Here is a 25585-nt window from a genome sequence, read left to right on the forward strand (position 1 = left end):
GCGGGAGACGTGACACGAGGTGGGGTTATCCCTACCGGGCCCCACCCACGAACCCCATGGCGTGCGCGTCCCCGGCCCGGCACGCTGGTCGTATGACCATGAGCCCCTCCTTGCCGGACAACGACCGGCCGCCGCCCGCGCGCTTCGCCTTCGACCGGTGGACATGGCAGGAGATCGCGTATCTCCTGGCCAATCTGCCGATGGCGATCGCCGGGTTCGTGTACGCCGTGTTCCTGGTCGGAGTGGGGGCCGGGCTCTCCGTCACCGTGGTCGGGCTGCCGCTGCTCGCGTTGGGGCTGCAGGGAGCGCGTGGTCTCGGCCGGGCCGAGCGCGGCCGGGCGCGGCGCATGCTCGGAGTGCGGATCGAGGAGCCGAGCCCCATGGGACGGAGCCGTCGGAACCAGGGGTTCCTCACCTGGCTGTGGTCAGGACTGAAGGACCCGGTCGGCTGGCGGGCGCTGTTGTACTCGTTCATCCGGCTGCCGTGGGGTGTGGCGACGTTCGCCGTGACTCTGGTGAGCCTGTTCGTCCTCTGGCCCGTCCTCCCCTACCTGGCGCGTGGGCTGACGAACGCGGACCGGGCGATGGCACGCGGGCTGCTCTCGCCCTCCGACGAACTGGAGCGCAGGATCGCCGAGCTGGAGTCGGACCGGGGTGTGGTGGTGGACACGGCCGCCGCGGACCTGCGCCGCATCGAACGCGACCTCCACGACGGCGCACAGGCCCGCCTCGTCGCCCTCGCCATGGACCTAGGTCTGGCGAAGGAGAAGCTCGACCACGACCCCGAAGCCGCCGCCCGCATGGTCGAAGAGGCCCACGGCGAGGTCAAGGTCGCCCTCCAGGAACTCCGCGACCTCGCCCGCGGCATCCACCCCGCCGTCCTCACCGACCGCGGCCTGGACGCCGCACTCTCCGCCATCGCCTCCCGCTGCACCGTCCCCGTGACCGTCACCGTCGACCTGGAAACACGCCCCGCACAAGCCATCGAAGGCATCGCCTACTTCACCGTCTCCGAACTCCTCCAGAACATCAGCAAACACGCCCGCGCCACCCACGCCACCGTCGACGTGTGGCAGACCGCACAACGACTGATGCTCCAGGTCACCGACAACGGCAGAGGCGGCGCCGACGTGACGACGGGCAGCGGCCTGGCCGGACTGACGGAACGGCTGGACGCGGTCGACGGCGTCCTCGTCGTCGACTCCCCCCAAGGCGGCCCCACCACGGTCACCGCCGAACTGCCCTGGCGTGACCGCGCGGACAACGGGGCCGAGCGGGTCGGTGCGGGGTGAGCCGCCCGTCGGGTGACCCCGTCGGCGTGAGCCGGCCGCCGGGCGGAACCGCCGGCGTGAGCCGGTCACCGGGCGGGACCTCCCCACGGTGGGGAAAACCCCCTGCCGGATACGGAGACCGCCCTCATGGTGCCGGAGCTCCCGGCACAGCAGTCTTGGGACATCAGCCGTTGTATCGGCCCGCGGGGAGTTCCCGCCCAGAAGAAACGGACGGACGCCACTGATGGCCACGGCATACGGACCGGACACCCGGGCCCACCAGAGGTCCGGCACCGGGCCGGGGGGCCACCCCCCGGTGAAGCACTTCCTCCCCGCGGCGCTGCGCGCGCCCGTCGAGGCCCGCACATGGCGCGAGCTGGGTCATGTACTCCTGAGTCTGCCGATCAGCGTGGTGATGTTCAGCTTCGCGGTCACCATGGTGTCACTGGGCCTGGGCCTGCTGATCACCTTCCTCGGCGTTCCGGTACTCGCCGCCGGCCTGGTCGTGTGCCGCGGCTTCGGGGCCGTGGAGCGGGGCCGGGCGCGCGGGCTGCTGAGGCTGGACGTCGCGGATCCCGCACCGGTGCGCGGGAAGGGCGGCCTGATGTCCTGGGTCGGCGCGGTGCTCAGGAGCGGGGCGTCCTGGCGGCATCTGCTCTACGCGGTGCTGCACATGCCGTGGGCGGTGTTCGCGTTCGTCGTCACGGTGGTGTTCTGGACGTACGGCTGGGCCGCGTTCACGTATCCGCTGTGGCGTTGGGTCTTCCCGGCGTACGTGGGGGTCGACGGCATCCAGGTGTACGGCGACAGCACGCACCAGGTCTACCTCGACTCCTCCTTCGAGGTGGCGGTCACGAGTGCGATCGGCCTGGCCCTCGTCCTGGTCACGCCGTGGATCATCCGTGGCCTGGTCTCCGTGGACCGGGTGATGGTGCTGGGTCTGCTCGGTCCCTCCCGGCTGGCCACCAGGGTCTCGGAGCTGGAGTCGGACCGGGGTGTGGTGGTGGACACGGCCGCCGCGGACCTGCGCCGCATCGAACGCGACCTCCACGACGGCGCACAGGCCCGCCTCGTCGCCCTCGCCATGGACCTAGGTCTGGCGAAGGAGAAGCTCGACCACGACCCCGAAGCCGCCGCCCGCATGGTCGAAGAGGCCCACGGCGAGGTCAAGGTCGCCCTCCAGGAACTCCGCGACCTCGCCCGCGGCATCCACCCCGCCGTCCTCACCGACCGCGGCCTGGACGCCGCACTCTCCGCCATCGCCTCCCGCTGCACCGTCCCCGTGACCGTCACCGTCGACCTGGAAACACGCCCCGCACAAGCCATCGAAGGCATCGCCTACTTCACCGTCTCCGAACTCCTCCAGAACATCAGCAAACACGCCCGCGCCACCCACGCCACCGTCGACGTGTGGCAGACCGCACAACGACTGATGCTCCAGGTCACCGACAACGGCAGAGGCGGCGCCGACGTGACGACGGGCAGCGGCCTGGCCGGACTGACGGAACGGCTGGACGCGGTCGACGGCGTCCTCGTCGTCGACTCCCCCCAAGGCGGCCCCACCACGGTCACCGCCGAACTGCCCTGGCGGGGCTGAGGCTCCGGTCCCGTACACGAGCCGCAGCCGCGGTGCCCCGGACGCCGTGACGGCGTCCGGGGCACCGCGGCTGCGGCTGTGGCCCCGCAACCGCTGGTGCGGGGCCCGTTCCCGTGCCATTCCCGTGCCGATGCTGGAATGCTGGACACACAGAGCGGCGCGCGACAGCGGCGTACACAGGGAACACCGACAGTGGGGGACACACGTCGTGGAGGAAAGAGTGCGGGTCGTCATCGCCGAGGACTCGGTGCTGCTCCGGGAGGGACTCACCCGGCTGCTGACCGATCTCGGGCACGATGTCGTCGCGGGGGTGGGGGACGCCGAGGCGCTGATCAAGACGGTGAGCGACCTCGCGGGGCAGGACGCGCTGCCGGACGTGGTGGTCGCCGACGTGCGGATGCCGCCGACCCACACCGACGAGGGAGTGCGGGCCGCGGTGCGACTGCGCAAGGACTACCCGGACATCGGGGTCCTGGTGCTCTCGCAGTACGTCGAGGAGCAGTACGCCACCGAGCTGCTGGCCGGGAGCAGCCGTGGGGTGGGTTATCTGCTGAAGGACCGGGTCGCCGAGGTCAGGGAGTTCGTGGACGCCGTGGTGCGGGTGGCGCGGGGCGGGACCGCGCTGGACCCGGAGGTGGTGGCACAGCTGCTGGGCCGCAGCCGCAAGCAGGACGTGCTGGCGGGACTCACACCGCGCGAGCGGGAGGTCCTCGGTCTGATGGCGGAGGGACGTACGAATTCAGCCGTCGCCCGGCAGCTGGTGGTCAGCGACGGAGCTGTGGAGAAGCACGTCAGCAACATCTTCCTGAAGCTCGGCCTGTCTCCCAGTGACGGGGATCACCGGCGTGTTCTCGCCGTTCTCACTTATCTGAACTCGTGACGGCGCGATGACTTGACGGCAATGGTCCGGGGGATCCGCCCGCCGTCGAGCGAGCCCCGGGCCTTACCGCAGCCTACGACGAAAGGATGAGTGCCGGAGGAGGTTCGTCCGGTGATCGGGGGGCTCGGAAAGTATGGCAAAGCGTGACGCATTCATGTCCTGAAAACACGTTCACCCTATGATCGATCCAAGGAAGGCGACCCTTACAGAAGTAGGGTGGGGCCTGGACCGCCGGCGGGCCGGCCGGTCCCGAGCCGCCGCCCCGAGGGAGGTCCAGTTCAGTGACCAGCCAGGTCAGTAGCCCAGCCGGAAAGTCCGATGAGGCCAGCGAGGCTGTCGTCGGGGAGCAGCGCCCCCCGCACATGGAGCGTACGGGTGCCGCCGAGAAGGAAGTCCGTCGTCTGGACCGGGTGATCATCCGTTTCGCGGGTGACTCGGGTGACGGCATGCAGTTGACGGGTGACCGGTTCACGTCGGAGACGGCGTCGTTCGGGAACGATCTGTCGACGCTGCCGAACTTCCCGGCCGAGATCCGGGCGCCTGCCGGCACACTGCCGGGCGTCTCGTCGTTCCAGCTGCATTTCGCGGACCACGACATCCTGACCCCGGGCGATGCGCCAAATGTGCTGGTCGCGATGAATCCCGCCGCGCTGAAGGCGAATATCGCCGATGTTCCGCGCGGGGCGGACATCATCGTGAACACGGACGAGTTCACCAAACGTCCGATGGCGAAAGTCGGTTATACCGAGTCTCCGCTGGAGGACGGTTCACTCGAGGCGTACAACGTGCATCCTGTGCCGCTGACCACGTTGACGATCGAGGCGTTGAAGGATTTCGGGCTTTCCCGCAAGGAGGCCGAGCGGTCGAAGAACATGTTCGCGCTCGGGCTGTTGTCCTGGATGTATCACCGTCCGACCGAGGGGACGGAGACATTCCTCCGGTCGAAATTCGCGAAGAAGCCGGACATCGCCGAGGCGAATGTGGCGGCGTTCCGGGCGGGCTGGAATTTCGGTGAGACCACGGAGGATTTCGCGGTCTCGTACGAGGTCGCACCGGCGTCGCAGGCTTTCCCCACGGGCACGTACCGCAACATCTCGGGAAACCTGGCCCTGTCGTACGGGCTGATCGCGGCCGGCCGGCAGGCGGATCTGCCGGTGTATCTGGGGTCCTATCCGATCACTCCGGCGTCCGACATCCTGCACGAGCTCAGCAAGCACAAGAACTTCGGCGTGCGCACGTTCCAGGCGGAGGACGAGATCGCCGGGATCGGGGCGGCGCTCGGTGCCGCGTTCGGCGGTTCCCTCGCGGTGACGACGACGTCGGGTCCGGGTGTGGCGCTGAAGTCGGAGACGATCGGTCTGGCGGTGTCGCTGGAGCTGCCGTTGCTGATCATCGACATCCAGCGGGGCGGGCCGTCCACCGGCCTGCCGACCAAGACCGAGCAGGCCGACCTGCTGCAGGCCATGTACGGGCGCAACGGTGAGGCACCGGTGCCGATCGTGGCGCCCAGGACCCCGGCGGACTGCTTCGACGCGGCGCTGGAGGCCGCCCGGATCGCGCTGGTGTACCGGACACCGGTCTTCCTGCTCTCGGACGGGTACCTGGCCAACGGCTCCGAGCCGTGGCGGATCCCGGAGACCGACAGCCTGCCGGATCTGCGGACGCAGTTCGCGACCGGGCCGAACCACACCCTGGCCGACGGCACCGAGGTGTTCTGGCCCTACAAGCGGGACCCCCGGACGCTGGCCCGGCCGTGGGCCGTGCCGGGCACGCCGGGTCTGGAACACCGGATCGGCGGGATCGAGAAGCAGGACGGGTCGGGCAACATCTCCTACGACCCGGCCAACCACGACTTCATGGTCCGCACCCGTCAGGCCAAGGTCGACAACATCCAGGTCCCCGACCTCGAGGTCGACGACCCGGCCGGTGCCAGGACCCTGGTGCTGGGCTGGGGTTCTACGTACGGGCCGGTCACCGCGGCGGTGCGCCGGCTCCGGGCGGCCGGGGAGACGATCGCGCAGGCCCACCTGCGCCACCTCAACCCTTTCCCCGCCAACCTCGGCGAGGTGCTGAGACGCTACGACAAGGTCGTGGTCCCGGAGATGAACCTCGGGCAGCTCGCGATGCTGCTGAGGGCGAAGTACCTCGTGGACGCCCGGAGTTACAACCAGGTCAACGGAATGCCCTTCAAGGCCGAGCAGCTCGCCACCGTCCTCAAGGAGGCCATCGATGCCTGACGTCCACGCCAACGAGCTCCTCCAGCTGGTCCCCAAGGCCGAGGGCAAGCAGTCCATGAAGGACTTCAAGTCCGACCAGGAGGTGCGCTGGTGCCCGGGCTGCGGTGACTACGCGGTCCTCGCGGCCGTGCAGGGCTTCATGCCCGAGCTGGGGCTGGCCAAGGAGAACATCACGTTCGTCTCCGGCATCGGCTGCTCCTCCCGCTTCCCGTACTACATGAACACCTACGGGATGCACTCCATCCACGGCCGCGCCCCCTCCATCGCGACGGGGCTGGCCACCTCCCGCCGTGACCTGTCCGTCTGGGTCGTCACCGGCGACGGCGACGCGCTGTCCATCGGCGGGAACCACCTCATCCACGCCCTGCGCCGCAACGTCAACCTCAAGATCCTGCTGTTCAACAACCGGATCTACGGGCTCACCAAGGGGCAGTACAGCCCCACGTCCGAGGTCGGCAAGATCACCAAGTCGACGCCGATGGGCTCCCTCGACGCCCCCTTCAACCCGGTCTCCCTCGCGCTGGGCGCCGAGGCGTCCTTCGTCGCCCGCACCGTCGACTCCGACCGCAAGCACCTCACCGGTGTGCTGCAGGCGGCCGCCGACCACCCCGGCACCGCGCTGGTGGAGATCTACCAGAACTGCAACATCTTCAACGACGGTGCCTTCGAGGTGCTCAAGGACAAGGACCGCGCCCAGGAAGCGGTCATCCGCCTCGAACACGGCCAGCCGATCCGCTTCGGTGCCGAGGGCTCGAAGGGGGTCGTGCGCGATGCGCTCACGGGTGACCTGAGCGTCGTCGAGGTCACCGAGGAGAACCAGTCGCGGATCCTCGTCCACGACGCCCACAACCCCAGCCCCACGACCGCGTTCGCGCTGTCCCGGCTGGCCGACGCCGACACCCTGCACCACACGCCGATCGGTGTGCTGCGCAGTGTGGAGCGCCCGGTCTACGACGCGCTCATGTCCGACCAGCTCGATGCCGCGGTCGAACAGCACGGCAAGGGCGACCTGAGCACCCTGCTGGCGGGCAACGACACGTGGACCGTCGTCGGCTGATCCGCCGTCACGCCTGTTCGCCGGGGCCCGGAGCCGACTGGTTCCGGGCCCCGTCGTATGCCGCGCGGGCGGCCTCGACCTCGTCCACCTGCCGCTCGGACCAACGGGCGAGCGCCCAGACCTGGTCGGCGGCCGCCCTGCCCATCGGGGTGAGCGAGTAGTCCACGCGGGGCGGGATGACCTGCTTCGCGTCCCGGTGCACGAAGCCGTCGCGCTCCAGCGTCCGGAGGGTCTGGGACAGCATCTTCTCGCTGACGCCGCCGACCGTGCGGCGCAGTTCACCGAACCGGTGGGAGCGTTCCAGCAGCGCGGCCAGCACGAGCACGCCCCACCGGCTGGTGATGTGTTCGAGGACCAGCCGGGAGGGGCAGTTCTGCTGGTTGACGTCCGGGCGCCGGCCGCCCACGTCGTCCAGAATGCTTACCGTCATACCAGTACCTTACTTCAAAGTGGGTACTTTCCCAGAGTTAGCACTTCTCCTACGGTGGGTCGCGTTCCACTCGCAGCAGGACCGGCGCCACCAGGAGAGAACCCCCATGAGCATCGTCGTCACCGGAGCCACCGGCGCCCTCGGCCGCCTCGTCGTCGAGCGTCTGCTCGCCACGGTCCCGGCCCACCAGGTCGTCGCGGTCGTCCGCGACAAGGAGAAGGCCGCCCCGCTCGCCGCCCGGGGCGTCGAGCTCCGTATCGCCGACTACGACCGCCCCGGGACCCTCGCCGGCGCGTTCCGGGCCGGCGACCGCGTCCTGCTGGTCTCGGGCAGCGAGGTCGGCAGGCGGGTGCCCCAGCACGCCGCGGTGATCGACGCCGCGAAGGCGGCCGAGGTCGCGCAGCTCGCGTACACCGGGGTGCTGGGCGGGCCCGGGGCCGGCTTCCTGCTGGCCGAGGAGCACAAGGCCACCGAGCAGCTGGTCCTCGACTCCGGCCTCCCGTACACCTTCCTGCGCAACGGCTGGTACACCGAGAACTACACGGCGAATCTGGCGCCCGTCCTGGAGCACGGCGCCGTCGTCGCCAACGCGGGTGACGGACGCGTCGCCTCCGCCGCACGGGCCGACTACGCGGACGCGGCCGCCGCCGTGCTGACCGGCGAGGGCCACCTGGGCGCGGCGTACGAGCTGAGCGGCGACGTGGCCTGGTCGCTGGCCGAGTACGCCGCCGTGGTGGCCGCCGCGACCGGCAAGGAGATCGCCTACAAGAACGTTCCGGCCCGGGTGCACCAGGAGATCCTCGTCGGCGCCGGCGTGCCCGAGCCCTTCGCCGCGATCCTCGTCGACGTCGACGAGGCCATCGCACGCGGCCTGCTCGCGGCGACGAGCGGCGACCTGGCCCGCCTGATCGGCCGGCCGACCACCCCCCTGGCCGAGACGGTCGCGGCGGCGGTCGCCACCGCCTGAACGGGCAGCCCGGCGCCTGTCACGACCGTCTCCCTGAGACGGCAATGACAGGGGCCGCTTCCGGCGCTACCGTCGTGCAGTCGGCCGACCGCCGGCACAGGGATCGCCAGGAGGGCCCGTGAAGGGGAAGAACGAACAGCGGGCCGGCCTGCTGTACGGAATCGGTGCGTACGGGATGTGGGGCCTCGTCCCCCTCTTCTGGCCGCTGCTGGAACCGTCGGGAGCGATGGAGATCCTCGCTCACCGGATGGTGTGGTCGCTGGGTGTCGTGGGTATCGCCCTGCTGTTCCTGCGCCGCTGGGCGTGGATCGGCGAGCTGATACGGCAGCCCCGGCGAGTGGGGCTGATCGCGATCGCCGCGACCGTGATCTCGGTCAACTGGGGCCTCTACATCTGGTCCGTCAACAACGGCCATGTCGTCGAGGCTTCGCTCGGTTACTTCATCAATCCGCTGGTCACGATCGCCATGGGTGTCCTGCTGCTCGGTGAGCGGCTGAGGCCGGTGCAGTGGACCGCGGTGGCGACCGGTTTCGCAGCGGTGCTGGTACTGGCGGTCGGCTACGGGCAGCCGCCGTGGATCTCGCTGGTACTGGCGTTCTCGTTCGCGACGTACGGCCTGGTGAAGAAGAAGGTCGGCATGGGCGGCCTGGAGTCCCTGGCCGCCGAGACCGCCGTGCTGTTCCTGCCCGCGCTCGGCTTCCTGCTGTGGCTCGGGGCCAGTGGTGAGGCGACGTTCCTCGCCGGGGGCGCCGGCCACGGAGTCCTTCTCGCCGCGACGGGGCTCGTCACCGCGATCCCGCTGGTCTGTTTCGGCGCCGCCGCGATCCGGGTGCCGTTGTCCGTCCTGGGACTGCTGCAGTATCTGGCGCCGGTGTTCCAGTTCGCGCTCGGCATCCTGTACTTCCATGAGGCGATGCCGCCCGAGCGGTGGGCCGGCTTCGCGCTTGTCTGGGTGGCACTGATGCTCCTGACCTGGGATGCGCTGCGGACGGCACGGCGCACGAGGGCGGAGGCCCTGCGGCTGGCCGTACGGGCGGCGCAGGCCGCAGCGCCTGTCGCGACGGCTTCCGCTTCCACACCGGACACGGGCACGCCCCCCATAAAATAGTTACCGAGTTGCTTTTTTAACTCGGTTACGTTTTCCTTTCCCGGGACGACGTGAACCGAGGAGCGGACATGACCGACGTACTGATCGTGGGCGCGGGCCCCACCGGGCTGGTCCTGGCCTGCGATCTCGCCCGGCGGGGCATCGCCGTCCGGATCGTCGACAAGGCACCCGGGCACCCGCGCAGTTCACGGTCCAAGGGGCCCGACCCGCGCTCCCTGGAGGTGCTGGAGGACCTCGGCGTCGTGGAGGCGGTGCTGGCGGCGGGGTCGCCGCCGCTCCCCATGCGCAAGTACCGCGACGGTGTGCCGGTCGCGGACGCCGACCCGTACGCCGGCTCGTCACCGGCACCGGACGCTCCCTACGACCGGGGCCGGCTGATCGCCCAGTGGCGGCTGGAGGAGATCCTCCGCGGCCGCCTCGCCGGATACGGCGTGGCGGTGGAGACGGGCACCGAGGCCGTGGGACTCACCGACGGCGCCACCTCGGTGTCCGTCACCTTCGCCGACGGCACCGGCGCCGACGCGCGGTACGTGGTGGGCTGCGACGGCGCCCACAGCCGCGTGCGGAAACTGCTCGGCGTCCCGTTCGACGGGGAGACGGACGAGGAGCAGGTGATGGTCTGCGGCGACGTCGAGATCACCCCGGGCGTCCTGGACCGCGGCCTCTGGCACCAGTGGTTCGACGAGGACGGGGCGGTCATGCTCTGCCCCGTCCCCGGCACCCGGGCGGGCTGGTGGTTCCAGGCCGCCCCGGAGCGGGACGCGGACGGCCGGCCCCTCGCCCCCTCCCTCGACGGTTTCGGGCGGCTCTTCGCCCGGCACACCCGCCTCCCGGCCGGCCACCTCACCGAGGCCACGCTGCTCTCGACGTACCGCGTCACCGTCCGCATGGCCGGCCGGTACCGGGTGGGCAGGGTCTTCCTGGCCGGGGACGCCGCCCACGTGCACGCGATCGCGGGCGGGCTCGGCATGAACACCGGTATCCAGGACGCCCACAACCTCGGCTGGAAGCTCGCCCAGGTGCTGCGGGGCCGGGCGGACGCCGGTCTGCTGGACACCTACGAGGAGGAGCGGCTGCCGGTCGCCGCCCGGACGCTGGACCTCACCTCGGAGCGGCTGCGGGCCACGCTGGAGGCGATCAGGGAGCCGGGCGGCGGGCTCGAGACCGCCGTCACCCGGCCGGCGACGGGACTCGGCAGCGGCTACCGGTGGAGCAGCCTCGCGCGCCCCGGAGGCGACGGCGCCGTACGGTCGGGCGACCGGGCTCCGGACGCCCCCTGCACCGTGGCGTCGACGGGTGCGCCGACCCGCCTGTTCCATGTCCTCGCCGGTCCGCACCTCACGGTGCTGGGCTTCGGGGCGGGCACGGAGCGGGTGCTCCGGGAAACGTCCACGGCCCACGGCACCGCGGTCCGGGCCCGGCGGGTGTACGGCGCCGGGGACCCGTGGCCCGGGGCCGCCGCCGCGGGGCCGGACGCCCTGCACGACCGGGAAGGGCTCGCCCGCGCGGCGTACGGCATCGGCGGGGACACCGTCGTCGTGATCCGGCCGGACAACCACGTGGGGCTGATCGCGGACGCGGACGACCACGACGCGGTGCGCCGGTATCTGCGCGTGCTGGACGGGGTGCGGGAGCCGGATCCGATGGGTGGGGCAGACATGGTGGACGGCGCCCGCAAAGGCTGATTGAGTGCCCGGATGGGGACGATCCTGAAGGACATGAGGCACGTTCAGTGGCATGAGCTGCGCCATGCCCAGGGCTCCGCGTCCCAGGTCCCCGGGATGCTGTCACGGATCGCCTGGGGCGACAGCGAATCGGCCGGGGACGCGCTGAGCGACCTGGGCCGGTGGATAGCCGCCCTGGCCGTGTTCGACGCGACGGCCGCCACGGTGCCGTTCCTGTGGGAACTCGCCGCCAGGGAGTCCGTGAAGGACCGCGTGGGGGTGATCGGCCTGCTGGGGACGATCCTCTCCCATGACCATGCGCTCCACCCGGGATGGACCAGGGACGCGCATCTGGCGGTCCTGGCCGGCCGGGCGACGGCCGAGCGGCTGGCGACGGACGGTGATCCGGCGGTGCGCACCGCCGCCGGCGAACTGCTGGCCGCCTGTGGTGGGCACGTCTGCGCGGCCTGCCCGCCGCGGTAGGCCCGGGCGCCCGGGCCTGCCGCGGCGACCGTGGCGGCGTCACCTCTCTCCCCCGTCCCGTCGCACCGGTCCGGCCGGCTCACGCAGCCTCCCGTGCTGCCAGGGCGGTCCGCCGGGACCGCCGGTGGGCAGCTCCAGGCAGAGCGCGCGGACCGGGCGGAACGCACGGCCACACGGCGTACGGGGAGCCGGCCCGGTTCCGGCGTGCCCGTTGCCATGCCTTTCGTGCAACCAGTACAAACGGTTTTCATGACACTGCACTGGAAGGTCGTCATCGACGCCACCGAACCGCACGCCCAGGCCGATTTCTGGGCGGAGGCCCTCGGCTATCTCGTCGAGGACAACAGCGCCCTGATCGAGGAGCTGCTCGGCGCGGGAGCGGTACCGGAGGCCGCCACGGTCGAACCGCACGGGCACCGCGCCTGGCGCGATCTCGCCGCGGTGCGGCATCCGGACGATCCCTACGAGCAGAGGAGCGGGACCGGGCTCGGACGCCGGCTCCTCTTCCAGCGCGTACCGGAGCCCAAGACGGTGAAGAACCGTCTCCACCTGGACGTCCACACGGCCCCGGGGCAGCGCGAGGCCGAGGTGGAACGGCTGGTGGGGCTGGGCGCGAGCGTACTGCGGACCGTCGAGGAACCCGGCGGGTCCTGGCAGGTGCTCCTGGACCCGGAGGGCAACGAATTCTGCGTCCACTGACGGAGGTGACCGTCCGGGCAGGTCAGCGACGTACGGAGGGAAAGCGATCTCTCTAGGCTGACCTCATGCTCACGCCACTCGCCGCACACACCCTTGTCGCCACGGACCTGGACGGCACGCTCCTGCGTTCCGACGACACCGTGAGCCCGCGCTCCCGCGCCGCTCTCGCCCGCGCCACGTCGGCCGGTGCACAGCATCTGATCGTCACGGGCCGGCCGGTGCCGGGCATACGCACCCTGCTCGCGGACCTCGGATACACCGGCCTCGTGGTCTGCGGCCAGGGTGCACAGGTGTACGACGCGGGGGCGGCCCGCATGGTGAGCTCTGTGACGCTGGACCGGGATCTGGCCGACGCCGCGCTCGGCAAGATCGAGGCCGAGGTGGGACAGGTCTTCGCCGCGGTGGACCAGGACGGCGCCGGCGGCCGGACCCTGATCGAGCCGGGTTACCGCATGCCGCACCCTTCACTCCCCGCGCAGCGGGCCGGACGTCGCGCGGACCTGTGGGCGGCGCCGGTCATCAAGGTACTGATACGCCACCCGGAGCTGACGGACGACGAACTGGCCGCGGCCGCCCGGGGAGCGGTGGGCGATCTGGCCTCCGTCACGATGGCGGGCCCGGGGACGGTGGAACTGGCGCCGTACGGTGTGGACAAGGGCACCGGGATCTCCCTGGCCGCCGGACTGCTGGGCCGTGACCTCGCCGGTGCGGTGGCCTTCGGCGACATGCCCAACGACCTGCCGATGTTCCGCCGCACGGGCCACCGGGTGGCGATGGCCGACGCCCACCCGGAGTTGCGCGCCGCGGCCGACGAGATCACGCTCTCGAACGATGACGACGGCGTCGCGGTGGTCCTGGAACGCCTCTTCACCTGAAGGCGCGCCGGCGGCAACACCGAGACGCTCGCCCGGCTCGCGGCCGAGCAGCTCCCGGCCGGCACGGAACAGCGGTGGCTGGACCTGCGCGCCCTCCCACTGCCCGACTTCGAGGACCGACGGCACGGGGACGGCCACTCCGCCCCCACCGGGCACGCCGCGACCCTGCTGGAGGTGACGCCGGCGGCCACCGACGCGGTCGTCGCCTCACCGCTGTACTGGTACACGGTCCCCACCTCCACCAAGCGCTACCTGGACCACTGGGCGGGCTGGGCGGAAACGCCCGGGGCCGATTCCCGGCAGCGGACGGCCGGGAAGCCCCTGTGGGGACCACCGCGCTCGCGGACGACGGCCCGACGGCCGCCGAGCCCCTCACCGGGACCCTGCGGAACTCGGCACGCTGCCTCGGGATGCGGTGGGGCGGGGTACTGCCCGGCAACGGCAGCAGGCCCGGTGACGTACTGTCCGACACCGGCGCCACGGCCAGGGCGAAGGAGTTCTTCAGCTGACGCGCCCCGGGGCGGAGGGGCCGCCCGGGGCCGGGGCCCCGCCGGCGGGGCCCCCGGGGGAAGAGCCGTCGGCGGCGGCCAGGGACCGCAGGACGTGGGACACCAGCGTGGTGACCGTCTCCTCGTCCTGGGCCGGCTTGCGCAGCACATGACGGTAGTAGACGGGGCCGTAGAGCAGCTCCACCGCCAACGGCAGGTCGGCGCCGGCGGGAATCTGCCCCTGCTCCTGGGCACGCCTCAGCCGCCCCACGGCGCTCTCGAAGCGGGGGTCGACGAGTTGCTCGCGTACGGCCCTGGCGAGGGCGTCGTCGTGATGCATCTCCGACAGGATTCCGGCATAGGCCGGGCCGTAGGGCGGAGTGGAGACCAGCTTCACCGCGCTGTTGATGTGCGTGCACAGGTCGGCCGTTATGTCACCGGTGTCGATGAACGGCGTGGCCCCGATGAACACCTCGGCGAACGCCTCCAGCATCACCGCGCCCTTCGACGGCCACCAGCGGTAGATCGTCTTCTTGCTCACGCCGGCGCGGGCCGCGATGGCCTCGACGGTGACCCGGCCGTACCCCTTCTCCGTGCACAGCTCCAGGGCGGCGTCCAGCGTCGCCCGCCGCGACCTCTCGCTACGGCGTACGGAACTCGGCGATGTGATCATTCGGTGAGCATAGGGGGATTCACCCCACCGCTTATTGACAGGTCGTCGCCAAAAGTCGAACAATGGCCATGCCGGAAACGGAACGTACCGTGTCGTCACGTTCCGTGCAGCGCAACCGTTCGTGCCGTTCGTGCCGCGACGAGCCGATCGGGGGACGGCTCGACCGGCCGACGGCGCGGACGGCTCGTGCCGGTTCTCTCGGACGCTGGTGTCCTTCGTCGTGGAGCGCGCCCGGGCCGCAGGGCCGGACACCGCCGCGCAGACCGTCTGCGGACTCAGGTCCCAGGCATCTCGTCCCGACGGACCGGGCCGCGCGGCAGGTCCGTGAAGGACAGCCGGCGGCGCGGGAAGAGACACGGATGGGTCCCCGTCGAGCCACGGCATCGCGTCCAGGATCCGCACGGTGATCAGCGCCCCGGCCGCCGCCGCGGTCCCGCTGTCGGTGATCGCCGGGACGAAGAGGCCCGGTGTCCGGCTCCGTCACCGTGGCCGCCGTGCCGGTCACGCGCACTCCCGGTCCGGTGCCGCTGTGCCCGGCGCCCCGCGTCGCGGTGCCCCGTCGCACGAGCCGCGCCCCGCACGAGCCGCTGCCGCTGACCGACCGCCCCGCGTACGGAGCCCCCGTGCGGCGCTCCGCCGTCCGGCGCACCCGTGACACGCCCCGCCCCGCCGTACGGAGCCGTACGGCGGGGCGGGGCGTGCGGTGCGTCCTACTCGGCGGTGCCGGCCGCCTTCACCAGCGCGTCCTTCGTGACCGCGCCGACGTAGACCTTGCCGTCGTCCGTCATCAGTGCGTTGACCAGGCGCGTCTCGAAGACCGTGCCCGAACCGAAGTCACCGGTGACCTTGTCACCGAGCGCGTCCAGGAACTGCCGCGCCTGCGGGGGAACGTCACCGGAGCCCTCGGCGGGCAGCCCCGCGCCGCCCGGCATCTCGATCTCGGCGACGGCGTTCCAGCCCTCACCGATGACGTTCAGGCCCTTGAAGTCCTCCAGCGCGCTCAGGTCCTTGTGGGCCTTGTCCGCCGCGCCGCTCTTCTCCGCCCCGGCCTTCAGCTCGTCGGCCTCGGTGACCTTCGCGCCCTTGGGCGGGGTGAAGGAGAAGGAGGAGGCGTCGGGCTTCGCGAAGTCGACGTCGGTGAAGCCGGCGTCGACCGCGGCCTTGCCACCGCTGCTCGGGGCCAGGGTGAACTTCAGCGGGACGCCGGTCGAGGCGTCGACCGCGACGGTGACGGACCCGATCGTCGAACCGGACTGCTTCGGCTTGATCACGAGCTTGTACGCGTCGCGCCCCGCGACCTGCGCCGTGCCGTCGACGGTGACGGACGTGGTGTCACCGGCGGCGGCGAGCGCCTCTTCGGCGAACTCCTTCGGAGTGGCCGGCACTCCCTTCGGCGCCTTGTGCTCCTGGTCCTTCCCGCCGGACTCCGCGTGGTAGACCTCGTTGCTCTCGCTGTCGTGGCCCCAGATGTCGTTCCCGTTGTGCACGAGGCTGTACTCGGAGCCCTCGCCGAGGATCGAGACGCGCTGCTTGCCGGGGCCGTCGGCCGCCACCCGGAGCGTGTGCGTCCCGGAGGCGAGCTCCATCAGCCTGGCGTCGGGGGACGCACTCGACTCCCCGGCTCCCGCGTCCGGTGCGAAGGCGCCCGCGAGCCCGCCGAGCGACGGGATGCCGAGGTCGGTGCTGATCTTCACCGTGCCGGAGAGCTGTTCCTCGTCCGATGCGGCGATCTTCTCGATGAGTTCCTGAGCGGTGATGTCCGGCAGCTCCGGGTCGCCGGAGTCCGCGAGCGCCGGAACGAGCCCGATCGTCGCCGCCGCCACTCCCGCCACCGCGAACGGGACGATGTAGCGTGCCGCCTTCCGACGGCCCACGACAGTGCCCGTTGCCTCGCCGTTGGTCTCCGCGCTGTCGTTCGGTGCCATGTGTGCTCTACCTCCGTGGTCGGCGGCTGCCATCCCGTTGCACGTGTCCACTCCCCGCCGCCATTCTCACCCGATGTGGTCAGGAGTGGTTGTCATCCATCTGACCAAATCGGGCGGGCACAAGCGTCAGCCCTCGGGAGCAACTGTGCGTACCTCTCCGGGATGACCCCCGGGGCGCCCGGTCCACCGAGCCCCTAGGGGTCACCCACCGGACGTCACCGGGCCGGCGGGGGCCGTACGGGTCAGCCGGCGCGGTGCACCACGGCGTCGCACAGTTCTTCGAGCGCGGCCTTGGCGTAGCCCTCGGGCAGCGGCGCCAGCGTCGCCCGTGCCTCCTGGGCGTAGCGGATGGTGTCGCGCCGCGCCTGCTCCAGCGCCGGGTGGGCGCGCAGCCCGCGCAGTGCCTCCGCGAGCCGGGCGTCGTCGGCGAGGTCGCCGTCCAGCAGCTCCACGAGCTCCTTGTCCTCCGGACGGCCCTCGGCCGCGGCCCGCGCACGCAGGTGGAGGACCGGCAGGGTGGGGATGCCCTCGCGCAGGTCGGTGCCGGGCGTCTTGCCCGACTCGTGGGAGTCGGAGGCGATGTCCAGGACGTCGTCGGCCAGCTGGAAGGCGATGCCGAGACGCTCGCCGTACTGGGTGAGGATGTCGACGACCGACTCGTCGGCCCCCGCCATCAGGGCACCGAACCGGCCGGAGACGGCGACCAGCGAGCCGGTCTTGCCGCCCAGCACGTCCATGTAGTGGTCCACGGGGTCGCGGCCGTCGCGCGGGCCCGCGGTCTCCAGGATCTGACCGGTGACCAGGCGTTCGAACGCCTCCGCCTGGATGCGGACGGCCTCCGGCCCGAGGTCGGCCAGGATGTGCGAGGCCCGGGCGAAGAGGAAGTCGCCCGTCAGGACGGCCACGGAGTTGCCCCAGCGGGTGTTGGCGCTGGCCACCCCGCGGCGCACGTCCGCCTCGTCCATCACGTCGTCGTGGTACAGCGTCGCCAGGTGCGTCAGCTCGACGACCACGGCGGCGGGGACGACGCCCGGCGCATCGGGGTCGCCGAACTGGGACGCGAGCATCACCAGCAGCGGACGGAAGCGCTTGCCCCCCGCACTGACGAGGTGCTGCGCGGCCTCTGTGATGAACGGGACCTCGCTCTTGGTGGCATCCAGCAGCCCCGCCTCGACAGCGGCCAAACCGGCCTGGACACCGGCCTCAAGGTCCTGGTCCCGCACGCTCAGTCCGAACGGCCCGACGACGGTCACGAGGGCATCTCCTGTCTGCTGACGATCACACGGATTGTCGATGTGTCGCTGTCCGCACTCAACTCAGCGTATCCGGTCCCCTTTGGATCACCGTGGGCGCCTTCCCGCCACCGCCGGTATGTTCGACATCAGCTCATACGATCAGGAGTTGTCGTTTTGTCCCACACCCCGACCGGTACCGAACCGGCCCAGCCACCGTCCGAAGACGATCACGCCTTTTTCGGCCAGCCCCGGGGTCTGATGACTCTGTCCGGGCTGGAGGTCTGGGAACGCTTCTCGTTCCTCGGGATGCAGGCCATCCTGGTGCTCTTCTTCGCCGCCGAGGTCTCCGACGACGGCATGGGCATGGACCCGGGCACCGCCGCCTCGGTGTCCGCCGCCTACGGCACCCTCGTCTACCTGGTGTCCGTCGCGGGCGGCTGGCTGGCCGACCGGATCCTCGGCTCGTACCGCGCCGTCCTGTACGGCGGCATCCTCATCGCCTGCGGCCACTACGCCATGGCGGTGCCCACCGCCACGATGACCTGGGTGGGCCTCGGCCTGATCAGCGCGGGGACGGGCCTGCTCAAGCCCAATGTCGCCTCGATGGTCGGCAAGCTCTACAGCACGCGGGACCAGCGCCGCGACGCCGGCTTCGCGCTCTACTACATGGGCATCAACATCGGCGCCTTCGCCGGCCCCCTGGTCACCGGATGGCTCGGCGAACACGCGGGCTGGCACTGGGGCTTCTCGGCCGCAGCGGTCGGCATGACGCTCGGCCTGGTCCAGTACGTCGCGGGCCGCCGCCACCTCGCCGGGCGGAAGCACGCGGCGGAGTACGCCCTCGCGCCCGGGCCGATGCGCCGGGCGGTGCTGACGATCACCGCCGGCATCGTGGTGGCCGCGCTGGTGGCGACGGCTCTGGTACTGGCCGGCTGGCTCACGATGGACCGTTTCGTCGACGTACTCACCCTCGTCTCGGTGATCGCGCCCGTCGTGTACTTCGTCGTGATGTTCAGGAGCCCCCGGGTCACCCCGGAGGAGCGCGGCAGGCTCCGGCCGTACGTCGTGCTCTTCCTGGCCTCCGTCGTCTTCAACTTCATCCTCTTCCAGGCGTACTCGACGATGATGCTGCTCGCCTCGACGAACGCCCGTACGGAGATCTTCGGCTTCCACTTCCCGGCGAGCTGGTACGCCTCCGCACTCGGCGCCTTCGAGGTCGCGCTGGCACCCGTCGTGGCCACCGCCTGGGCACGGATGGGGACGCGTCAGCCGCACGCCTCGAACAAGATCGCGATCGGGGTGATCCTCGGCGGGCTCTCGTTCCTCCTGATGGTCCTCCCGACCTCCGGCCACGCCGACGGCACGTACGAGATGGCCGCCTGGTGGATCGTCGGTTCCTACCTGCTGCTCGGCCTCGGCGACGTCCTGCTGGAGACCTCCGGCATGTCCGCCACCACCAAGCTCGCCCCCAAGGCGTTCGCCAGCCAGACGATGGCGCTGTGGTTCCTGTCGCTGGCCCTCGCCAACGGCATCCAGGCACAGATCGTGAAGCTCTACGGCGAGGTCTCCAACCCCGCCTACTTCGGTGTCAATGGCGCCATCGCGGTGGCGGCCGGTGTGGCCGTCATCGCCGCCGCTCCCTGGCTCAAGCGCACCATGCACCCCGTCCACTGAGGTACCGCCATGCACATCCGCACCGATTTCCCGTACGAGACGACCCACCAGGACCTCTACATCCCCCTGCCGGACGGCACCGAGCTGTACGCCAGGATCTGGCGCCCGGTCACCGACGAGCCGGTGCCCGCGCTGCTGGAGTACCTGCCCTACCGGCTCAGTGACTGGACGGCGCCGCGCGACTGGCAGCGCCACCCCTGGTACGCGGGCCACGGCTACGCCTCCGTACGCGTCGATGTGCGCGGGCACGGCAACAGCGAGGGCGTGCCGGGCGACGAGTACGACGCGCAGGAGCTCGCCGACGGGGTCGCCGTCGTCCACTGGCTGGCCCAGCAGGAGTGGTGTTCCGGGAAGGTCGGCATGTTCGGCATCTCCTGGGGCGGCTTCAACTCGCTCCAGATCGCCGCGCTCGCCCCGGAGCCCCTGAAGGCGGTCGTCACCGTGTGCTCGGCCGACGACCGCTACGACAACGACGTCCACTACATGGGCGGCTCCGTCCTCGGTGTGGACATGCACGCCTGGGCCGCCACCATGCTGGCCTTCGTCTCCCGTCCCCCGGACCCGGCGGACGTCGGCGACGACTGGCGGGACATGTGGCTGCGGCGGCTCGGGGCGGTGGAGCCGTTCATCCACACGTGGCTGGCGCACCAGACCCGCGACGACTACTGGAAGCACGGCAGCGTCTGCGAGGACTACGGCGCCATCCAGGCGAAGGTCCTGGCGGTGGGCGGCTGGCACGACCCGTACCGCGACACGGTCCTGCGGCTCGTCGAGCACCTGGACCCCGGACAGGTGCGCGGGCTGATCGGCCCCTGGTCGCACCAGTACCCGGACCGCGGCCTCCCCCCGGGCCCCGCGATCGGCTTCCTCCAGGAGACGCTGCGCTGGTGGGACCAGCACCTCAAGGACCAGGACACCGGGGTGATGAACGAGCCCCTGCTGCGGTCCTGGATCAGCGGCTCGCACCGCCCCGCCACGGTCTACGAGACACTGCCCGGCCGCTGGGTCGGCGACACGAGCTGGCCGTCCGCGAACGTCGTCCCGGTGACGTACGCCCTGGAGGGCGGACCGCAGACCGTCCGCTCACCGCAGCAGACCGGGCTGGACGCGGGGCGCTTCTTCCCGTTCGGCAACGACGCCGACCTGCCGCCCGACCAGCGGGACGAGGACGCCAAATCGGTGTGCTTCGAGTTTCCCGTCGAGGACGCCCCGATCGAGATCCTCGGCCGCCCGCGGGCGACGCTCCTGATCCGGATGGACGTGCCGCGCGGCCAGGTGATCGCCCGGCTCTGCGACGTGGCCCCGGACGGGACCTCCACCCTGGTGACCCGTGGGGCCCTCAACCTGGCCACCCGTCACGGGCGCGACCGCGCGGAGGACTGGCCCGTCGGGGAGACCGAGTACGTGACCTTCGAGCTGAACGGCATCGGGCACACCTTCCCGCGCGGCCACCGGATCAGGCTCGCCCTCTCCTCCTCGTACTGGCCGTGGATCTGGCCCCAGGCCGGCTCGGCGGGCTTCACGCTCGAGGCGGAGGGCAGCCTCGTCGAGCTCCCGGTGCGCCGGCCCACCGAGGACCCGGGCATCACCTTCGGCGAACCGGAGCAGTCGGAGCCGCTCGGCGTCGTGTACCCGGCCACGCCCGGCGGGCAGCGCCCGGAACGGCTGGTGGTCCGTGACGTCGCCAAGGGCGAATGGCGTCTGGAGGTCGATCCCCGCTACGGCGGCACACGCGTCTACCCCGACGGGCTGGAGTTCACCGAGGACGCGCTGGAGACGTACACGATCCAGGAGGACGACCCCCTCTCGGCCAGGGCCCGATCGGACTGGACGATCCGGCTGCACCGGCCCGGGATGTCCTGGGACGTGCGGATCGGGACCCGCTCGGAGACGCGGGCGGACGCGGACGACTTCATCACGTCCGACGAGGTCGTGTGCAGGGACGGCGACGAGATCGTCTTCCACCGGACCTGGGAGAAGAGGATCCCCCGCACGGCGGGCTGACCAGGGTTACCACCCGACTTCCCGGGCATCACGGCTACTTGAGGTACTGCCGCCGCCCGGTGAGGCCCACGTACCGTGTTCCCCAAGCGACTGGAAAGGGGCAGCGACAGATGCCCGAGCAGAGCAGCCCGCTCGACCTGGCCGAGGGCGATCCCTTCGGTCCGCACAACCTTCCGTACGGCGTGTTCTCCACCCCAGGGCACCCCGGGGACCGAAGGGTCGGAGTCCGCATCGGCTCACACGTGCTGGACGCCGGAGCAGCGGCACACGCACTCGGTTCGCCGTACGCCAGACTGCTGGCGCAGCCGAGCCTGATGCCGCTGCTGGCGGCGGGACGCACCGCGTGGCGTGACGTGCGCCGGGCACTGACGGCGTGGGTGACGGTCCCGTCCCACCGCCCGGACCTGGAACCGCTGCTCCACCCGCTGGACTCGGTGACCCTGCACCTGCCGTACGAGGTGGCGGACTACGTCGACTTCTACGCCAGCGAGCACCACGCCACCAACGTGGGCCGGATCTTCCGTCCCGACGGTGCGGCCCTCACCCCCAACTGGAAGCACCTGCCCATCGGGTACCACGGACGGGCCGGCACGGTCGTCGTCTCCGGCACGGACGTGGTGCGCCCGTCCGGGCAGCGTAAGACACCGGCCGACCCCTCCCCCGTCTTCGGGCCGTCGGTGAAACTGGACATCGAGGCCGAGGTCGGCTTCGTCGTCGGTGTCCCCTCCGGACAGGGCTCCCCCGTGGCGCTCGGCGACTTCCGCGAGCACGTCTTCGGGCTCTCCCTCCTCAACGACTGGTCGGCACGGGACATCCAGGCCTGGGAGTACGTGCCGCTGGGCCCGTTCCTCGGCAAGTCCTTCGCCACCTCCGTCTCGGCGTGGGTGACCCCTCTGGAGGCCCTGGACGCGGCCCGCACGGCGCCGCCCGCCCGGGACACCGAGCTGCTCCCGTATCTGGAGGACGCGGACGACGAGGAACTCGGCGGCTTCGACATCCGGATCTCGGTGGAGATCAACGGGCAGACCGTGTCCGAGCCGCCGTTCGCCTCCATGTACTGGACGGCGGCCCAGCAGCTGGCGCAGATGACGGTGAACGGCGCCTCACTGCGCACGGGCGACCTGTACGGCTCCGGCACCGTCAGCGGTGCGGAGCCGGGGCAGCGTGGCTCCCTGCTGGAACTCACGTGGAACGGCCGTGACCCGCTGGACCTGGCGGACGGCAAGCGAACGTTCCTGGAGGACGGCGACACCGTCACCCTGACCGCCTGGGCACCCGGGCCGCACGGCACACGGGTCGGTCTCGGCGAGGTCACCGGACGGATCACGGCCTCGCCGTGAACGACGCCCGGCCCACGCTCCCCGAGGAACTGCTGCTGCTCGCCCTGGATCCCGTACGCGGCAAGCCGTACTGCCGCGGCCGGTTCCTGGAGTACGGCATCGCCGGGGCCGTCCTGGCGGAACTGGAACTCCAGGGGAGGGTCTCCGAGGAGCGCCGGCGGGTGGTGGTCGTGAATCCGCTGGACCCGCCTGATCCGCTGCTCGCGGTGTTCCTGCGGAGCCTTCCTCCACCGGGCAAGGGCGGATTCGGCTCGGGGGCGCCGGCCGGGCGCTGGGTGCGGCAGGCGGGGCGGCGGGCCGAGGGGATGTATCTGGACGCCCTGGTGGAGCGCGGTGTCCTGCGCAGGGAGACCCGGCGCTTCCTCGGCCTGTTCCCGTTCCACCGCCACCCGGCGGGCTCCGCCGCCCCGGTGGAGCAGGTGCGGCAGCGCTTCGGGGCTGCCCGTGCGGCGGGGTACCCCGATCGCCGGAGCCGGCTGCTCGCGGCGCTGGCCGCGGCGGTGGAACTGCCGTCGGTGGTGAAGCAGGGTGACCACCGCACGCGCGTGGCGGCGCGTGCCCTGGTCCGCGAGGAGTGGCCGGCGCAGGCCGTGCACCGCAACGTGCGCCAGGACAAGGCGGCCCAGGCCGGGGGCGGGGACGGCGGGGGCGGAGGCGGCGGGGACTGATTCCGCCGGGTGTCCGACGCGGCACGCTCCGGCGGCGAGAAGCGCGGACGGCCGGGCGGTCGTCTACGTCTTCGAGCTGGAGCCCGCGACCGGCGCGTACACGTCCACGGGGATCCTCCACGACCGGATGAAGGTCTCCACACCCTTTCCCGCCGATCTGGACCTGACCGCGTCCGTCTCCCGCCGAAGGGCGGCGGGCCCCCGATAACGCACGCCCTGCCCCGGCTCAGTCGAACTCGGGCGGCTCCTCGTCCCAGCCGAACTCCGGGTCCGCGTCCTGGGCCGGGGGCCGGGCAGCCGGGACCGAGGCCCTGGCCGCCGGTGCGGGGGTCGCCTCCGGCTCCTGCTCCGGCTGCGGCGGGGTGGCTGCAGGGCCCGTGTCTCCCAGCCCGGCCAGCACCTCCAGCACGCCCTCGCCGTACGTCGCGAGCTTCTTCTCCCCGAGCCCGCTGACCCCGCCCAGCTCCGCCAGGGACCCCGGGCGCAGGGCGGCGATCTCCCGCAGCGTCGCGTCGTGGAAGATCACGTACGCCGGGAGGCCCAGCTCCTTGGCCTGGGCGCCGCGCCAGGCGCGCAGCGCCTCGAAGACCGGCACGGCCTCCGCCGGGAGGTCGGCCACCGCTGCGGCGGACTTCGCCTTGCGCTCGCCGGACCCGCCGGAGCGGGTCGTGGGCCGCTTCGGCTCCTTGCGGAGCATCACCTCGCGCTCCTTGCGGAGCACGGTGCCGCTCGCCTCCGTCAGCACCAGCGTGCCGTACTCACCCTCGACGGCGAGCAGCCCCTGGGCCAGCAGCTGGCGCACCACGCCCCGCCACTCCGCCTCGCTCAGTTCCTCGCCGATGCCGAAGACCGAGAGCTGGTCGTGGTCGAACTGGATGACCTTCGCGGTCCTGCGGCCCAGCAGGATGTCGATGACCTGCCCGGCCCCGAACTTCTGGTTGCGCTCCCGCTTCAGCCGGACCACGGTGGACAGCAGCTGCTGGGCGGCCACCGTGCCGTCCCAGGTCTCGGGCGGGGTGAGGCAGGTGTCGCAGTTGCCGCAGGCCTGCTCGGCGGGCTCCTGGCCGAAGTACGTCAGGAGCTGGGCCCGGCGGCACCGGACGGTCTCGCAGAGCGCCAGCATCGAGTCGAGGTGTGAGGCGGCCCGGCGCCGGAACGCCTCGTCGCCCTCGCCGCCCTGGATCAGCTTGCGCTGCTGGACGACGTCCTGGAGCCCGTACGCCATCCAGGCGGTGGACGGGGCGCCGTCACGCCCGGCGCGGCCTGTCTCCTGGTAGTAGCCCTCGACGGACTTGGGCAGGTCGAGGTGGGCGACGAAGCGCACGTCGGGCTTGTCGATGCCCATGCCGAACGCGATGGTCGCGACGACGACCAGGCCCTCCTCGCGCAGGAAGCGGGACTGGTGGGCGGCGCGCGTCCCGGCGTCCAGGCCCGCGTGGTAGGGCACGGCCTCGATGCCGTTGCGGCAGAGGTACTCGGCGGTCTTCTCCGTGGAATTGCGCGAGAGGCAGTAGACGATGCCCGCGTCGCCCGCGTGCTCCTCCTTGAGGAAGGTGAGCAGCTGCTTCTTCGGGTCGGACTTCCCCACGATGCGGTACTGGATGTTGGGCCGGTCGAAGCTCGCCACGAAGTGCCGGGCGCCGGGCATGCCCAGGCGCTGGGTGATCTCCCGGTGCGTGGCGTCGGTCGCCGTGGCCGTCAGCGCGATCCGGGGCACGTCGGGCCAGCGCTCGCCCAGCACGGACAGGGCCAGGTAGTCGGGGCGGAAGTCGTGGCCCCACTGGGCGACGCAGTGCGCCTCGTCGATGGCGAAGACGGAGATCTCACCGCGGGCCAGCAACGCGAGCGTCGAGTCCAGGCGCAGTCGCTCCGGGGCCAGGTACAGCACGTCGAGCTCGCCGGCGACGAACTGGGCCTCCATCGAGCGGCGCTCGTCGAAGTCCTGCGTGGAGTTCATGAAGCCCGCGCGGACGCCGAGCGCGCGCAGGGCGTCCACCTGGTCCTGCATGAGTGCGATCAGCGGGGAGACCACGACGCCGGTGCCGGGCCTGACCAGGGCGGGGATCTGGTAGCAGAGGGACTTGCCGCCACCGGTGGGCATGAGCACGACCGCGTCGCCACCCCCGACGACATGCTCGATCACCGCGCCCTGCTCGCCGCGGAACGCCTCGTACCCGAACACCCGGTGCAGTGTCTGCTGCGCAGTGCTCTCGGTCGTCACACTCATGGTCGCGCCCGTCCGTCCGTCCTCACCCGTCACCGGCAACCATAGGCGCCGCGTACGACAACGCCGGACGGGCTTGGCTTTCC

At 71.5% G+C, this 25585-nt stretch carries 20 protein-coding genes and 2 pseudogenes; 17 read left to right on the top strand and 5 right to left on the bottom strand.

Annotated elements, in window-relative coordinates; all coding sequences use genetic code 11:
* The first annotated feature begins 92 nt into the window (after positions 1 to 92).
* From ACF1FZ_RS02260 to ACF1FZ_RS02280, 5 genes are all read left to right on the top strand, one after another.
* Entirely contained in the window at positions 93 to 1292 is a 1200-nt protein-coding gene (locus ACF1FZ_RS02260) for a sensor histidine kinase (protein ID WP_391771451.1), read from the top strand.
* Between the two features lie 223 nt (positions 1293 to 1515).
* Positions 1516 to 2868: a sensor histidine kinase gene (locus ACF1FZ_RS02265; protein WP_391771452.1), complete on the top strand. Its 1353-nt coding sequence runs from the start codon at positions 1516 to 1518 to the stop codon at positions 2866 to 2868.
* A 220-nt stretch (positions 2869 to 3088) separates the two neighbouring features.
* Positions 3089 to 3748 carry a LuxR C-terminal-related transcriptional regulator gene (locus tag ACF1FZ_RS02270; protein WP_391771798.1) on the top strand — a complete coding sequence of 220 codons (660 nt, stop codon included), beginning with the start codon at positions 3089 to 3091 and terminating at the stop codon, positions 3746 to 3748.
* A gap of 281 nt (positions 3749 to 4029) precedes the next feature.
* Positions 4030 to 5985, top strand: a complete 1956-nt coding sequence (locus tag ACF1FZ_RS02275) for a 2-oxoacid:acceptor oxidoreductase subunit alpha (RefSeq protein WP_391771453.1) — start codon at positions 4030 to 4032, stop codon at positions 5983 to 5985.
* Positions 5978 to 7042, top strand: a complete 1065-nt coding sequence (locus ACF1FZ_RS02280; protein ID WP_391771454.1) for a 2-oxoacid:ferredoxin oxidoreductase subunit beta — start codon at positions 5978 to 5980, stop codon at positions 7040 to 7042. The genes ACF1FZ_RS02275 and ACF1FZ_RS02280 overlap by 8 nt, the downstream gene beginning before the upstream one ends.
* Before the next feature lie 7 nt (positions 7043 to 7049).
* Here the strand turns inward: ACF1FZ_RS02280 and ACF1FZ_RS02285 are convergent, their stop codons facing one another.
* Positions 7050 to 7472 carry a winged helix-turn-helix transcriptional regulator gene (locus ACF1FZ_RS02285; protein ID WP_391771455.1) on the bottom strand — a complete coding sequence of 141 codons (423 nt, stop codon included), beginning with the start codon at positions 7470 to 7472 and terminating at the stop codon, positions 7050 to 7052.
* 106 nt (positions 7473 to 7578) lie between these two features.
* Here ACF1FZ_RS02285 and ACF1FZ_RS02290 point away from each other — a divergent pair, with 106 nt between their 5' ends.
* From ACF1FZ_RS02290 to ACF1FZ_RS02320, 7 genes and pseudogenes are all read left to right on the top strand, one after another.
* On the top strand, positions 7579 to 8439 hold the full coding sequence (locus ACF1FZ_RS02290; RefSeq protein ID WP_391771456.1) for an NAD(P)H-binding protein: 861 nt from the start codon (positions 7579 to 7581) through the stop codon (positions 8437 to 8439).
* A 118-nt stretch (positions 8440 to 8557) separates the two neighbouring features.
* Positions 8558 to 9547 carry an EamA family transporter RarD gene (gene rarD / locus ACF1FZ_RS02295; protein ID WP_391771457.1) on the top strand — a complete coding sequence of 330 codons (990 nt, stop codon included), beginning with the start codon at positions 8558 to 8560 and terminating at the stop codon, positions 9545 to 9547.
* 68 nt (positions 9548 to 9615) lie between these two features.
* Positions 9616 to 11232, top strand: coding sequence for an FAD-dependent monooxygenase (locus tag ACF1FZ_RS02300; protein ID WP_391771458.1), 1617 nt, complete (start codon positions 9616 to 9618; stop codon positions 11230 to 11232).
* 12 nt (positions 11233 to 11244) lie between these two features.
* Positions 11245 to 11694: a hypothetical protein gene (locus ACF1FZ_RS02305; protein WP_391771459.1), complete on the top strand. Its 450-nt coding sequence runs from the start codon at positions 11245 to 11247 to the stop codon at positions 11692 to 11694.
* 249 nt (positions 11695 to 11943) lie between these two features.
* Positions 11944 to 12393 carry a VOC family protein gene (locus ACF1FZ_RS02310; RefSeq protein WP_391771460.1) on the top strand — a complete coding sequence of 150 codons (450 nt, stop codon included), beginning with the start codon at positions 11944 to 11946 and terminating at the stop codon, positions 12391 to 12393.
* 65 nt (positions 12394 to 12458) lie between these two features.
* Positions 12459 to 13268, top strand: coding sequence for an HAD family hydrolase (locus ACF1FZ_RS02315; RefSeq protein WP_391771461.1), 810 nt, complete (start codon positions 12459 to 12461; stop codon positions 13266 to 13268).
* 3 nt (positions 13269 to 13271) lie between these two features.
* Positions 13272 to 13777: pseudogene (locus ACF1FZ_RS02320) on the top strand (flavodoxin family protein); the annotation flags it as partial.
* Here the strand turns inward: ACF1FZ_RS02320 and ACF1FZ_RS02325 are convergent.
* From ACF1FZ_RS02325 to ACF1FZ_RS02335, 3 genes are all read right to left on the bottom strand, one after another.
* A complete protein-coding gene (locus ACF1FZ_RS02325; protein ID WP_391771462.1) occupies positions 13770 to 14429 on the bottom strand; it encodes a TetR/AcrR family transcriptional regulator in 660 nt (219 codons plus the stop codon). The pseudogene ACF1FZ_RS02320 and the gene ACF1FZ_RS02325 sit on opposite strands and share 8 nt — an antisense overlap.
* A gap of 710 nt (positions 14430 to 15139) precedes the next feature.
* Positions 15140 to 16354 (bottom strand): outer membrane lipoprotein carrier protein LolA, encoded by a 1215-nt coding sequence (locus tag ACF1FZ_RS02330; protein ID WP_391771463.1) that lies wholly within the window; start codon positions 16352 to 16354, stop codon positions 15140 to 15142.
* A 242-nt stretch (positions 16355 to 16596) separates the two neighbouring features.
* Positions 16597 to 17607 carry a polyprenyl synthetase family protein gene (locus ACF1FZ_RS02335; RefSeq protein WP_391771464.1) on the bottom strand — a complete coding sequence of 337 codons (1011 nt, stop codon included), beginning with the start codon at positions 17605 to 17607 and terminating at the stop codon, positions 16597 to 16599.
* A gap of 156 nt (positions 17608 to 17763) precedes the next feature.
* Here ACF1FZ_RS02335 and ACF1FZ_RS02340 point away from each other — a divergent pair, with 156 nt between their 5' ends.
* From ACF1FZ_RS02340 to ACF1FZ_RS02360, 5 genes and pseudogenes are all read left to right on the top strand, one after another.
* Positions 17764 to 19263, top strand: a complete 1500-nt coding sequence (locus tag ACF1FZ_RS02340) for a peptide MFS transporter (protein WP_391771465.1) — start codon at positions 17764 to 17766, stop codon at positions 19261 to 19263.
* A 9-nt stretch (positions 19264 to 19272) separates the two neighbouring features.
* On the top strand, positions 19273 to 21267 hold the full coding sequence (locus ACF1FZ_RS02345) for a CocE/NonD family hydrolase (RefSeq protein ID WP_391771466.1): 1995 nt from the start codon (positions 19273 to 19275) through the stop codon (positions 21265 to 21267).
* Positions 21268 to 21377: 110 nt separating this feature from the next.
* Positions 21378 to 22607, top strand: coding sequence for a fumarylacetoacetase (fahA, locus tag ACF1FZ_RS02350; RefSeq protein WP_391771467.1), 1230 nt, complete (start codon positions 21378 to 21380; stop codon positions 22605 to 22607).
* Positions 22604 to 23275 carry a GPP34 family phosphoprotein gene (locus ACF1FZ_RS02355; RefSeq protein ID WP_391771468.1) on the top strand — a complete coding sequence of 224 codons (672 nt, stop codon included), beginning with the start codon at positions 22604 to 22606 and terminating at the stop codon, positions 23273 to 23275. The genes fahA and ACF1FZ_RS02355 overlap by 4 nt, the downstream gene beginning before the upstream one ends.
* A 43-nt stretch (positions 23276 to 23318) precedes the next feature.
* Positions 23319 to 23483, top strand: a pseudogene (locus ACF1FZ_RS02360) (Uma2 family endonuclease); the annotation flags it as partial.
* Between the two features lie 18 nt (positions 23484 to 23501).
* Here ACF1FZ_RS02360 and recQ read toward each other — a convergent pair.
* Positions 23502 to 25502, bottom strand: coding sequence for a DNA helicase RecQ (gene recQ, locus ACF1FZ_RS02365; protein ID WP_391771469.1), 2001 nt, complete (start codon positions 25500 to 25502; stop codon positions 23502 to 23504).
* Between the last annotated feature and the right edge of the window lie 83 nt (positions 25503 to 25585).

Origin of the sequence: Streptomyces sp. NPDC014623 (genome assembly GCF_043088245.1) — a bacterium.
Lineage (GTDB): Bacteria > Actinomycetota > Actinomycetes > Streptomycetales > Streptomycetaceae > Streptomyces.